This is a genomic window from Streptomyces sp. NBC_00984 (assembly GCF_045162475.1).
Lineage (GTDB): Bacteria > Actinomycetota > Actinomycetes > Streptomycetales > Streptomycetaceae > Streptomyces.
In genome coordinates, this window is the sequence record NZ_CP108734.1 from 8,241,540 (window position 1) to 8,253,600 (window position 12,061).

The 12,061-nt window shown below is 70.5% G+C and carries 9 protein-coding genes; 3 read left to right on the forward strand and 6 right to left on the reverse strand.

Translation table 11 applies throughout. The annotated features are described in order from the left end of the window. Positions 1–292 precede the first annotated feature (292 nt). Positions 293–3,721: a phosphodiester glycosidase family protein gene (locus tag OG520_RS36655; protein WP_406015988.1), complete on the forward strand. Its 3,429-nt coding sequence runs from the start codon at positions 293–295 to the stop codon at positions 3,719–3,721. Positions 3,722–3,958: 237 nt separating this feature from the next. Here the strand turns inward: OG520_RS36655 and OG520_RS36660 are convergent, their stop codons facing one another. Genes OG520_RS36660 through dhaK form a run of 3 tightly spaced genes read right to left on the reverse strand, consistent with a single transcriptional unit; the run spans position 3,959 to position 6,019 of the window. Further along, positions 3,959–4,369: a PTS-dependent dihydroxyacetone kinase phosphotransferase subunit DhaM gene (locus OG520_RS36660; RefSeq protein WP_399335651.1), complete on the reverse strand. Its 411-nt coding sequence runs from the start codon at positions 4,367–4,369 to the stop codon at positions 3,959–3,961. Next, entirely contained in the window at positions 4,366–4,980 is a 615-nt protein-coding gene (gene dhaL, locus OG520_RS36665) for a dihydroxyacetone kinase subunit DhaL (RefSeq protein WP_406015989.1), read from the reverse strand. Before dhaL ends, OG520_RS36660 begins: the two co-directional genes overlap by 4 nt. Positions 4,981–5,026: 46 nt before the next feature. After that, a complete protein-coding gene (gene dhaK / locus OG520_RS36670; protein WP_406015990.1) occupies positions 5,027–6,019 on the reverse strand; it encodes a dihydroxyacetone kinase subunit DhaK in 993 nt (330 codons plus the stop codon). 1,093 nt (positions 6,020–7,112) lie between these two features. On the opposite strand from dhaK, the gene OG520_RS36675 reads away from it, so the two are divergent. Beyond that, positions 7,113–8,117 carry a helix-turn-helix domain-containing protein gene (locus OG520_RS36675; protein ID WP_406015991.1) on the forward strand — a complete coding sequence of 335 codons (1,005 nt, stop codon included), beginning with the start codon at positions 7,113–7,115 and terminating at the stop codon, positions 8,115–8,117. A 136-nt stretch (positions 8,118–8,253) separates the two neighbouring features. Continuing rightward, a complete protein-coding gene (locus tag OG520_RS36680; protein ID WP_406015992.1) occupies positions 8,254–8,649 on the forward strand; it encodes a hypothetical protein in 396 nt (131 codons plus the stop codon). Positions 8,650–9,198: 549 nt separating this feature from the next. Here the strand turns inward: OG520_RS36680 and OG520_RS36685 are convergent. The 3 genes from OG520_RS36685 to OG520_RS36695 are packed head-to-tail and all read right to left on the reverse strand — an operon-like array spanning position 9,199 to position 12,046. After that, on the reverse strand, positions 9,199–9,972 hold the full coding sequence (locus tag OG520_RS36685; protein WP_406015993.1) for an ABC transporter ATP-binding protein: 774 nt from the start codon (positions 9,970–9,972) through the stop codon (positions 9,199–9,201). Then, the gene (locus OG520_RS36690) at positions 9,969–10,934 is read right to left on the reverse strand and encodes an iron ABC transporter permease (protein ID WP_124722043.1); all 966 of its coding nucleotides are present in this window, start codon (positions 10,932–10,934) and stop codon (positions 9,969–9,971) included. Before OG520_RS36690 ends, OG520_RS36685 begins: the two co-directional genes overlap by 4 nt. Positions 10,935–10,990: 56 nt before the next feature. After that, entirely contained in the window at positions 10,991–12,046 is a 1,056-nt protein-coding gene (locus OG520_RS36695) for an ABC transporter substrate-binding protein (protein ID WP_406015994.1), read from the reverse strand. Positions 12,047–12,061: the final 15 nt, after the last annotated feature.

Consider the following 12,061-nt stretch of genomic DNA (forward strand, 5'->3'; position numbering starts at 1 on the left):
CCGGGGCACACCGCCGCGGACGACACCCCTTTCCCGGTGATCACTGCCGTCATCGAGCCGACGCGTCCTGTTCGCCGCGAGGTTCCCGACGCCCCCTGGTGCGCGGTTGCGCGCGCGGCCATGCTGTCCGCCGACAGCGCCTTTGCCCGGACCGGGCCGCGCAACCATCGGGATTCCAGGAGGACTTGTGGGCCTTGGCATAGTCGGCAGGACAACCGGAGCGCGCGGGAGGACGGCGCGAGGACACGGGACGGTCGCGCGCCCGCTCGTGCTGCTCGTGACGGTATCCGCCATGACCATCGGCGCGATCTCTCCCGCACTCGCCGATTCGAACCCCGACCCGCGTCCCCGCACCCCCGCCGAGATCCTCAGACCGGTCGCTCCGCCACCCGCGAGCAACGCGGCCGGGGCGCTCCGATCGGTCGCGGACGGCGACGGCATCGAGACCGCGCGTACGTCCCGCCCGATCGCCCCGGGGGTCCGCCTCAGTTCGTACGACCGGCTCGAGTCCGACAAGTGGCTGCGGGTCGACAACCTCTCCGTCGACCTCACCGGCAGCGGCGTACGCGCCGACTACCTCTCCTCCGGCAGGGTCTCCGAGCGGCACACCGTCTCCGAACTGGCCGCCGGACACGACGCGGGCCGCGGCCGTCGCACCGTCGCCGCGATCAACGCCGATTTCTTCGACATCAACCAGACCGGCGCGCCCGAGGGGATCGGCATCGAGGACGGGGCCACCGTCCAGTCGCCCGCCCCCGGGATCAACCGGGCCGTCGGCATCGGTCCCGACAGCGCGGGCCGCATCCTGAACCTGTACTTCGAGGGGACACTCACCCTGCCCGCCGGGCAGCGGCCGCTCGCCGCGTACAACGCCGCCAACGTGCCGGTCGGCGGAGTCGGCGCGTACACCTCGGCCTGGGGAACCGCCGACCGTGCCCTGACCGTTGACAACGCGACCCCGGTCGCCGAAGCGGTCGTACGGGACGGCAAGGTCGTCTCCGTCTCGCACGCACCCGGATCGGGGGCCGTCCCCGACGGCACCACCGTCCTGGTCGGCCGCGAAGCCGGCGCCGGCGCACTCGACGCCCTGGAGCCCGGCGACCCGGTGTCCCTGACCTACCGGGCACGCACCGACGGCGGGGCCGTGCCGCGCACCGCCGTCGGCGGCCGGGAACTCCTCGTCGTCGACGGAGTCGCGCAGAACCACGACGGCGAAGGCAACAACACCGCCGCACCCCGCACCGCCGTCGGCTTCTCCAAGGACGGCCGGACCATGCAGATCCTCACCGTCGACGGGCGGCAGGCCGACAGCGGCGGCGTCACCCTCACCGAACTCGCCCTGATGATGCGGCGCGCCGGCTCGTACAGCGCACTCAACCTGGACGGCGGCGGATCGTCGACCCTCGTCGCCCGCGCGCCCGGCAGCGACGCGCTCCAGGTGGAGAACAGCCCCTCCGACGGCAGCGAACGCACCGTCCCCAACGGCCTCGCCCTCACCGCCCCCGACGGCAGCGGACGACTGAAGGGCTACTGGGTCCAGACCCGTACCCCCGCCGGCTCCGCCCCGGGCGTCGACCCCGTCAAGGGCGGCCACCCCGACCGGGTCTTCCCCGGCCTCACCCGGCGCCTCACCGCGACCGGGTACGACGAGACGTACGGCCCCGCGCAAGGGACCCCGCGCTGGCACACCGCACGCGGCTCCGTCGGCACGGTCGACGGCAACGGGCTCTTCACCGCACGCCGCAGCGGCACCACCGACGTACGGGCCGAACGCGGGCCGGCGCACGGCAGTACCTCCCTGACCGTCCTCGACGAGCTGGCCCGGATCCAGCCCACCACCCAGCGGGTGGGCCTCGCCGACGCCGGGGCCACCGGCACCTTCGGCATCGTCGGGCTCGACGCCCACGGCACCAGCGCCCCCGTCGAGCCGCGCGACATCGCGCTCGAGTACGACCGCGCCCTCTTCGACATCCGTGACGACGGACAGGGCTCCTTCACCGTCGCCTCGCGCACCGGATCCGGCGCCGGACAGATCAAGGCGACCGTCGCGGGCACCACCACCGTCCTCGCCGTCAGCGTCGGCCTCACCGAACAGGCCGTCTCCTCCTTCGACGACGCCGGGTCCTGGAAGTTCAGCCAGGCCCGCGCGGACGGATCGCTGGCGGCCACACCCGACGGCCACACCGGCACCGGACTGAAGCTCGGCTACGACTTCACCCTGTCCACCGCGACCCGTGCCGCCTACGCCGCCCCGCCCCAGCCGGTCACCGTGCCCGGCCAGCCCCAGTCGTTCAAGCTGTGGATCAAGGGCGACGGCCAGGGCGCCTGGCCGACCCTGCACCTCAAGGACGCGGCGGGTTCCGACCAACTGCTGCGCGGACCGTACGTCACCTGGAACGGCTGGCGGCAGGTCACCTTCGCCGTGCCGCCGGGAGCCGCCATGCCGCTCTCCGTCTCCCGCTTCTACCTCGCGGAGACCGGGGCGGTCAAGCAGTACACGGGTGAGATCGTGATCGACGACCTCACCGCCCAGGTGCCCCCCACCGTCGACCTGCCCGAACAGGCCGCTCCCGCCGACCCGCTGATCGACCCGGCGGCCGTGACCGGGCGCAGGGACTGGCAGTTCGCGGTGATGTCCGACGCCCAGTTCGTCGCCCGCGACCCGGACAGCGCGATCGTCGCCCAGGCACGGCGGACCCTGCGCGAGATCAAGGCGGCGGCCCCGGACTTCCTGGTCGTCAACGGGGACCTCGTCGACGAAGGATCGCCCGCGGACCTGGCCTTCGCCCGCCGCATCCTCACCGAGGAACTCGGCGACTCGCTGCCCTGGTACTACGTACCGGGCAACCACGAGGTGATGGGCGGCAGGATCGACAACTTCGTCACCGAATTCGGGCCCGCCCAGCGGACGTTCGACCACAAGGGCACCCGCTTCGTCACGCTCGACACATCCAGCCTCAGCCTGCGCGGCGGGGGCTTCGCCCAGATCGAGCAGCTCCGCGCCCAGCTGGACGCGGCGGCGAAGGACCGTGACGTCGATTCGCTCATGCTGATCGAGCACGTGCCGCCGCGCGATCCGACCGTGCAGAAGGGCAGCCGGCTCGGGGACCGCAAGGAGGCGGCCCTGGTCGAACAGTGGCTCGCCGACTTCCGCCGTACGACGGGCAAGGGCGCGGCCTTCATCGGCAGCCACGTGGGGGTCTTCCACGCCTCGCACGTCGACGGCGTGCCGTACCTCATCAATGGGAACTCCGGCAAGGCACCGGCCGGGCCCGCGGACGACGGCGGTTTCACCGGCTGGTCGCTGGTCGGCGCCGACCGCGTCAGCCACGGAGCACAGGCCGCCGCGCGGCAACGGCCGTGGCAGGGCGGGCCGGACTGGGTCTCCGTACAGACCCGCGCGCACGTGGACGCGCTGAGGATCGACGCGCCCGCGGTGCTCGGCACCGGAAGCCGTACGAAGGTCACCGCGACCGTCACCCAGGGGACCCGGAGCGTCCCGGTCGGTTTCCCGCTGGCCGCGGACTGGACCGGCTCCCCGAACGTCCACATCGGCGACCGGAGCGGCGCCCGTCACCGCCACACGGCGGTACTCGACCCGTCGACCGGCACCCTCACCGCGCTGCGGCCGGGGACGATCACGCTCGCCGTGACGGTCAACGGCACGACAGAGAAGGCGCAGATCAGGATCGCGGCAGCCGGGTCCGCCTCGGCGGCCTGACGGACCGAAGGCCGGTCCGCCCCGCACCTCGACACGGTGCAGGGCGGGGTGGCCCCGCCGACCCCAGGGCGTGTTTGAGAAGTCCCGTCTGTCTCGCGGGGTCTGACACGCACGCTCGCCGCGTTGCCGAAATGCCCTGGTAGCTCCGCTACGAGGGCACCCCGGCGCCTTGCGATCGCACGCGCCAGACCCCGCGAGACCCGCCCTCCGGGCGGACGACGCTACTTCAAACACGCCCTAGAGCTTGCGGTACCCGTAGGCCTCCGACGCCGCAGCCGCCACCGCCGCGATGTCGCCGCCCGCCGACGCCGTGACCACGGCCGCCACGGCGCCCTCCACGAACGGCGCGTCCACCAGTCGGGAGCCGTCCGGCAGCTCGTCGCCCTCGGCCAGCATCGACTTGACCGTGAGCACCGCGCTCCCCAGATCGACCAGCAGCGCGACGCCCGCGCCGCGGTCCACCGACCTGGCGGCCTCGGCGATCAGTTCCGCACTCGTCCCGAGACCGCCCGCCGGGGTGCCGCCGGCGGCGGCCACCGGAGCCGTGGCGCCACCCGCGGCAAGGCCCTTGGCCAGCTCGGCGACCGACTCGGCCACCGGGCCGCTGTGCGAGACCAGCACGATCCCGACCTGCTTCCCGTCACTCATGCGTCGCTCCCGTCCGCCGCCCCGGTATCGGCCAGCGCGGCGATCAGCAGGGCCGAGGACGTCGCCCCGGGATCCTGATGACCGATGCTGCGCTCACCCAGGTAGCTCGCCCTGCCCTTGCGGGCCTGCATCGGCACCGTCGCCAGCGCCCCCGCCTCGGCCGCGTCCCGGGCCGCCACGAACGACATGCCGAGCGCCTCGGCGGCCGGCAGCAGCGCATCGAGCATCGTCTTGTCCCCGGCCTGCGCCCCACCGAGCTGCGCCACGGCCGCGACGCCCACCCCGAGCGCCTCCGCCAACTGCTGCGGTGTCACGGCGGGGGCGTCGCCCAGGGCCTTTCCGGTACGCCGCAGCAGCGTCCCGTACAACGGGCCCGAAGCACCGCCGACCGTCGAGATCAACTGCCTGCCGGCCAGTATCAGTACGGCCCCCGGGGTCTGCGGCGGCTCCTTGTCCAGGACCGAGGTCACCGCGGCGAACCCGCGCTGCATATTGCTGCCGTGATCAGCGTCCCCGATCGCGGAGTCGAGGTCGGTGAGGTGGTCCGCCTCACGGCTCACCAGAGCCGCGGCCGCGGCCATCCAATGGTGGAAGAAGTCGGCGTCGAGCACATGATCTCCTTGTCGCTCCAGCAGGACGGGGTGCGGTACCGGCGGATCAACGGCCCCAGCGCAGCGCAGGCGTCTCCACCGGCGCGTCCCAGAGCCGCAGCAGCTCCTCGTCCACCTGGCAGAGCGTCACCGAACAGCCCGCCATGTCGAGCGAGGTCACATAGTTCCCCACGAGCGTACGAGCTGCCACGACGCCTCGCTCGGACAGCACCCGCTGGACCTCGGCATTGAACCCGTACAGCTCCAGCAGCGGCGTCGCGCCCATCCCGTTGACCAGCACGATCACCGGTCCGGTCGGCCGCAGGTCGTCCAGTACCGCGTCCACCGCGAAGTCCGCGATCTCCCGCGAGGTCATCATCGGCCGCCGCTCCCGCCCCGGCTCGCCGTGAATGCCGATGCCGAGCTCCAGCTCACCCGGCGGCAGATCGAACGTGGGGGAGCCCTTGGCCGGCGTGGTGACGGCGCCGAGCGCCACCCCGAAACTCCGCGACGCCTCGTTCACCTGCCGGGCGACGGCCGCCACCCGCTCCAGCGGTGCACCCTCGTCGGCCGCCGCCCCGGCGATCTTCTCGACGAACAGGGTGGCGCCCGTACCCCGGCGCCCCGCCGTGAAGAGACTGTCGGTCACCGCCACGTCGTCATTGACCAGTACCTGGGTGACCTGTACGCCCTCGTCCTCGGCGAGCTCCGCGGCCATCTCGAAGTTCAGCACGTCACCCGTGTAGTTCTTGACGACGAACAGCACCCCCGCCCCGCTGTCGACCGCGGCGGCGGCCCGCACCATCTGATCCGGCACGGGCGAGGTGAACACCTCTCCGGGACAGGCCGCGGACAGCATCCCGGGCCCGACGAACCCCGCATGCAACGGCTCGTGCCCGGAACCGCCGCCGGAGACCAGCGCCACCTTCCCGGCCACGGGGGCGTCGCGTCGTACGACGACACGGTTCTCGGCATCCACGGTCAGCTCAGGGTGGGCGGCGGCCATACCGCGCAGTGCGTCCGCGACAACGGTTTCGGGGACGTTGATCAGCATCCTCACGGGTACCTCCTGGTGGGCTTAGCAGGCAAGTTGTTGAGCACGGTTTTCACAGGTCAGGATGGGTGGGGCGGATTATTGATCTTGGCGGTTCATGGCGTCTCGAAGCGGTTCCGCGCGGTATTGATGCTGACTCTTTGCTGAGTTTCCTGATGGAGCGTCAAGTGGGGTTAGCGGGTGGCGACCTTTGCGAATGTGCATCATGGCGTAATTATCGACGCGAGGGTGCGGGCGCGCGCCAGTGTGCCATCGGTCGGATGCAGGTGATCCCGCTTTTGGCATGACCGGTGTGCCAGGGAGGTCGCTGGTCCGCCCGTTCATCCCCCGAGGATGCCGGGTCGGTGCTGCTCGGACCGGGGGAGGCCACTTCGACGGAGTCCTCATCATCGACGACACCGGGTTCATCAAGAAGGGCACCACCTCCGCCGGGGTCCAGCTCCGGGACCGCAGGTCGCACCGAGAGCTGCTGTCCTCGCCGAGCTTGTGGGCGACGTATTCCTGCAGTTCACCGCGGATGTCGTCGGGCTCCCACTTCGCGCCGGCAAGCAGATGCTGTAGACCGTTGGGGGTGGCGTGGCCTGCCTGCTCAGCCAGGGGATCGAGGGGCGGCCACCGTGAAGCCACCCCTGGCCACTCCACAGCCCGCCACACTCCAGCCGCCCAGCGAAACTCGCAGGTCAGACTGCAAAATCCTGCTGGAGTGCTCATACTCCAGCTGTAGATCGTGATCTTGCCGCTTGGCAGGCGTCAGTTGCGGTCACCCATCCGATCGAGTCGAGACCGAGGGCTTGATCACGCCCAGTTCGACGAGCGGGGTCAAGCCGGTGGTCGGAGTGCACGCTGTTCCGCGAAGCCCGGTGGCGCCGGAGCGTCTCCGCCGGCAGGCCATCGCGTCCGTATCCCCGGATCCCCGCATTCCGCCAGGGTCGGCGGGAACGGGCCGCAGCCGATCGAACGCTCGCCACCACGGTTCCAACGACAAGGTGCACAGCTTCTCGGCCTGAGAGGTTGCCAGACTGACCGGCGAGCCGCTCGCTTGTCGGCATTCGGGCAGCCGAAGATTGAGGCCTGTCATGTTCAGGATCAGGGGGGCGAGATGGCGGGCACATGGGCGGCGAGCGTCTCAACGAACAGCGTCAGCGCGCGCGGCGGCTTCGAATGGTGGTCGTCGATGGTCGCCGAAGCGGTCATTCCCGTGTCGATCACGTGCGAACGCGTCGACTCCTTCGTGGGAGAGGCGGCCTCGCTGCAGCTGCCCCGGACCCAGGTGTCAGCATTCCGCTTCTCCCCGATGTCAGCCTGCCGCACCTCGATCCACATCCGGCGGGCGGATCCCGAGTCCTACTTCCTCTTCCTGGTCCACGGCGGCCCGGTCGGGCTGGAGCAACGACGCAACAACATCCTGCTCAGGGCGGGCGACATGGCCCTGTTCGACACCTCGGTCCCTCTGGCTTGTGAGTTCCGGGACGGCAGACAGCCCCCTCGGCTCACCATGATCCGGCTGCCCAGAACCGCGATCCCGCTCCCCCTCGGTCGGACGGACGAACTGGTCGCTACACTTCTCCCCGCCCGGACCGGGTCGGGAGCGCTCCTCACGTCCTATCTCACCGGGCTGCGCGACCAGGCCGCGCACTGCGACGAGGCGGAACTGCTCCGCCTGGGGAGCGTGGGATTCGACCTGGCCACCGCGTTTCTGGCCACGCGGCTCGATGCCGCATCGGGGCTACCCGCAGACACCCGCCGCCAAGTCCTGCTGGCCCGCATCCACGCCTTCATCGACCACAACCTCAGCAATCCCCAACTCACGCCGGCACACATCGCAGCACACCACCACATTTCCGTCCGCGCCCTGCACCAACTGTTCCGTACGGAGGCGAGTACCGTCGCGGCCACAATCCGCCGGCGGCGCCTGGAGCGCTGCCAGGCCGACCTCACCGACCCCCGGCAACGCAGCCAGTCGATCAGTGCGCTGGCAGCGCGGTGGGGCTTCCTGGTGCCGGCCGAGTTCAGCAGGGCATTTCGGGCAGCCCATGGCATGACTCCCACGGAATTCCGCCACGAGGCCACACGGCAGGCCCGGACTGCGCCAGGACACAAGTGACGCTGCGCTGATTCCCAATTGCCCGCGCGCCTCCCGTGTCACGGTGAGATCGCACGGTTCAGCCCATGGCATGAGCATGCCTGTCCCGTGCATTGCGCGGTGCTCCCGCGCGAATTCCTGCTCCCATGGAGGGAAAATGAAACGCTATTCGGTACCAGCGGCTGGACTGCTGCTCGTCCTGGTCGGAGCCTCCGCTGCCGTAGCCGCACCGGCGAGTGCCATGCCCGTCGAGTCCACGGCCTCGGCAACTACGGCGCAGCCGCGACAGGTGCCTGACGGGCCGGTACTGGTGACTCAGGGCGGCAACGGAGCGCCTTCGATCAAGCACTCGAACTACTGCAACAACTTCGTCAACTACGGCACGTCGTGGAGAGCGGACTGCAACGTCGACTACGGAAGTTCCGGATCGTGGACCCAGTGCTCGGACGGCACCGAAATCTGGGGTCCGCTGGTCGGCCCGGGCTACTGGGTCTTCAGCGGTGACTGCTCCGGTCACGGCAGCGTGCGGGACTGGGGGGTTTACGACGGTTAGAGTTCCCGCGTGGGAACTCCTCCCGTTCCTGCCCGTCACGGCTGCACCGTAGGAATCGCGGCAGGCCTGCGCAACTGCGGCGAACGCGGACCCTTGTCGATATCGGCGTAGCCGAAGATCTCGCGGCGCCTGCCGACCAGCCGGAGTCTTCTTCACGGCCGGTCGAGGGATCCGACGAAGGCGCCGGCGACCGGAATGCGGCGGTGCCCTCAGCCACGCGTGGCTGAGGGCACCGCCGGCCGAGCTCGGAGTGGACCGATCCGCAAGAGCAGCTCAGCAAGTCCGTTTTCCCACAGGTCCGTTGGTGTATCACTCATGCGAGCGGGCTGCCCGGAACGTTGCCACTACAAGCAGCGCGGCCACACGTTCGTGGGACGACCCCCGCAAAGACCGCCCCACCCCCCTCCCAGCCCGTTACACTCTCCACACCCAAGCCGTTGACCAGCGCTAATGAAGAAGTCCGGCTGGAGTACTAGCCCCCTCGACGCCCGCCCGGTTGCGGCGGTGGCCGCGCAGCCTGGCCGGAGGCTTCGCTGATCGCGAAAACCCTCATGGGGCAAGCGGGTCCGCCTCGTACGTGATCCGGATGACGCCGTCCGGATGCCGTTCGGCGCGGGCGCGGACCCCGAAGACCTCGTGAAGGAGGCGCGGGGTGAGGGCGTCGAGGACTGGGCCCGCGGCGACTGCACGGCCGTGGTGGAGGACGACGAGTCGGTCGCAGAATCGGGCGGCCAGGTCGAGATCGTGCAGCACGGCGAGAGTCGTGACGCCGGTCTTCCGGATCAGTCCGAGGAGTTCGAACCGGGCGCGGATGTCGAGATGGTTGGTCAGTTCGTCCAGCACGAGGAGCTCCGGGGTCTGGGCGAGGGCTCGGGCGAGCAGGACGCGCTGGCGCTCACCGCCGGAGAGCGAGGAGAGGTCGCGGTCGGCGAGCGGCGCGATGCCGCAGTTCTCCATCGCCTCGGCGACGGCGCGCCGGTCGCCCTCGCCGTCGCGGCCCAGTACCCCGTGGTGCGGGGTACGGCCGAGCGCGACCGTCTCGGCGACGGTGAGGCCGCCCGCGCCCGCCCCGTCCTGGAGAACGGCGGCGGTGTGCCGGGCGGCGGCCCGGGAGGAGAGCCGCCACACGTCCCGTCCGCCGACCTCGACGACCCCTGCGGCGGGGCGCAGGGAACGGTAGACGGCCCGCAGCAGGGTGGACTTGCCGCTTCCGTTGGGGCCGACGAGGCCCACGATCTGGCCCGGTGACACGTCGAGTCCGACGTTGTGCAGGACCGGTTTTGCGCCGAGGGTGATGTCGAGTCCGTCCACGGTCAGTCTCATGCGGCGTCGAGCCCCTTGTTGCGGCGCAGCAGCCAGAGGAAGAACGGTGCGCCGAGGAGTGCGGTGAGGATGCCCAAGGGCAGTTCGTTGGGCCGGTTGACGGTACGGGAGAGCAGGTCGACCAGTACGAGGTAGACGGCCCCGAGGAGTGCGCTCAGAGGAAGCAGCCTGCGGTGGTCCGCGCCAAGGGCGAGCCGTACCAGGTGCGGAATCATCAGGCCGACGAAGCCGATGCCGCCCGCGACGGCGATGACGGTCCCGGTGAGAAGTGCGGCCACCACCAGCAGCACCGCACGGGTGCGGTGCACGTCCACACCGAGAGACGTCGCCGACTCGTCCCCGGCGAGCAGTGCGTTCATGCGCCGCCCGAAGGAGGCGAGTAGCGCCGTCCCGATGGCTACCACTGCGGTGACAGCAGGCAGTTGGCTCCAGCGGGCCCCGGAGACGCTGCCCAGCATCCAGAACATGACGCCGCGCAACTCCGTCGGTGTGGACCGCAGTTGCACGAAACTCGTTGCCGAGAGCAGCACATAGCCGACCGCTACCCCGGCGAGGACGAGCCGCGTGGGCGCGAGCCGCCCCCTGCGTTGTCCGAGCGCGAAGACCAGCAGCCCCGCCAGGAGGGCGCCCACGAACGCCGCTCCGGAAACGCCGAGTCCGCCGAGTCCCGCCCCGCCGAGTGTGATCACGAGGACCGCGCCCAGCGACGCCCCGTGCGAGAAGCCGAGCACCGTGGGATCGGCGAGCGGGTTGGAGACCAGGGTCTGGAGGACGGCGCCGGCGACGGCGAGTCCCGCCCCCACGACCGCGGCGAGGACCACACGCGGGGTGCGGAACTGCCAGACGATCTGGTCGAGAGCGATGTCGTCCACGGCCCCCCGGCCGGTGGCGTGGTGGACGAGGACCGTCCACACGTCACCGGCCGGCACGTTGACCGCGCCGATGCCGACGGCGAGGACCATCGAGACCAGCAGTGCGACGGTGAGCACGAGGGCGCAGACATAGAGCGGGAGTCGGCTCAGAAGGCGTCGGGGTGCAGCATCCTGGCGATCTTCTCGACCGCCATGTCGTTGCTGGGGCCGAGGTACATCGAGTCGGACAGCACCACGAACTTGTTCTTCTTGGCTGCGGGCCACTGGGGGAACTCCTTGAGCAGCTTCTTCGCGTACGCGGTCGGGTCGGGGTCGTTGTAGCTGACGACCACGAGGGCGTCCACGTCGGTGGCGGCGACCTTCTCCTTGCTGAGGTCGGCGAAGGAGGTCTTCGACGCGCTCGCGAAGGCGTTGCTGCCGCCGGCCTTGGCGAGGATGTCGTTGTAGATGCCGTGTGCGGCGACGGAGCTGAAGTCGTTGCCGCCCATGGTCATGTTGGAGAAGATGACCATGACCTTGGGTCTCTTCGCGTCGCCGACCTTGTTCGCCACGTCGGCGATATTCTGTCTTTCGGCGGCGACGAGCTTCTCCGCCTTCTCCTCGACGCCGAAGACCCTGCCCATGTCGCGCAGCAGCGTGTAGCTGTCGTCGATCGTCATGTTCAGGTTGTCCTGTCCGCAGCCCTCGGGCGAGATGTAGGTGCGCGCCCCGACCGCCTTGAGCTGCTCGCGGGTGGCGAAGCCGTTCTTGGCGTCGAAACCATAGGAGGTGGTGGAGAGTACGAAGTCGGGCCGCAGGCTGATCATGGCCTCGCGCGGGATGTCGAAGGCGTCGTTCGGCTTCACCCCGCCCGTGGGCAGGTCCTTGATCTCCTCGGCGCGACCGGGGACTTCGGACATGCCGTACGTCTGCTGGTTGGAGACGATCCGGCCGCCCTGGCCGAGGGCGAGCAGCGTGGACACCTCGGCGACCGAGGCCCCGTTCATCACGACGACCCGGCCGGGGGCCTTGTCGAACGTCTGATCGCGTCCGCAGTTCTTGAGAGTGACGGGGTACGTGCCCTGCGCGGCGGGAGGCGCCTTGTCGGCGGAGCCCGCTTTCCCGCCGTCCGTGCCGGAGCCGGAGTCCGCTTCGGAACAGCCGGCGGCGGCCAGGCACAGGAGGGTGGCGAGGGCGATGGCTGCCGGCCTGGGTGTCGGCATGGGAGTTCTCCTCGG

What these genes read in the sequence shown, in the direction of transcription:
- OG520_RS36655 (WP_406015988.1), top strand. Translation starts at nt 293, where the DNA reads ATGACCATCGGCGCGATCTCTCCCGCACTCGCCGATTCGAACCCCGAC.
- OG520_RS36660 (WP_399335651.1), bottom strand. Translation starts at nt 4,369, where the DNA reads ATGAGTGACGGGAAGCAGGTCGGGATCGTGCTGGTCTCGCACAGCGGC.
- OG520_RS36675 (WP_406015991.1), top strand. Translation starts at nt 7,113, where the DNA reads ATGGCGGGCACATGGGCGGCGAGCGTCTCAACGAACAGCGTCAGCGCG.
- OG520_RS36680 (WP_406015992.1), top strand. Translation starts at nt 8,254, where the DNA reads ATGAAACGCTATTCGGTACCAGCGGCTGGACTGCTGCTCGTCCTGGTC.
- OG520_RS36685 (WP_406015993.1), bottom strand. Translation starts at nt 9,972, where the DNA reads ATGAGACTGACCGTGGACGGACTCGACATCACCCTCGGCGCAAAACCG.
- OG520_RS36690 (WP_124722043.1), bottom strand. Translation starts at nt 10,934, where the DNA reads ATGGTCCTCGCCGTCGGCATCGGCGCGGTCAACGTGCCGGCCGGTGAC.
- OG520_RS36695 (WP_406015994.1), bottom strand. Translation starts at nt 12,046, where the DNA reads ATGCCGACACCCAGGCCGGCAGCCATCGCCCTCGCCACCCTCCTGTGC.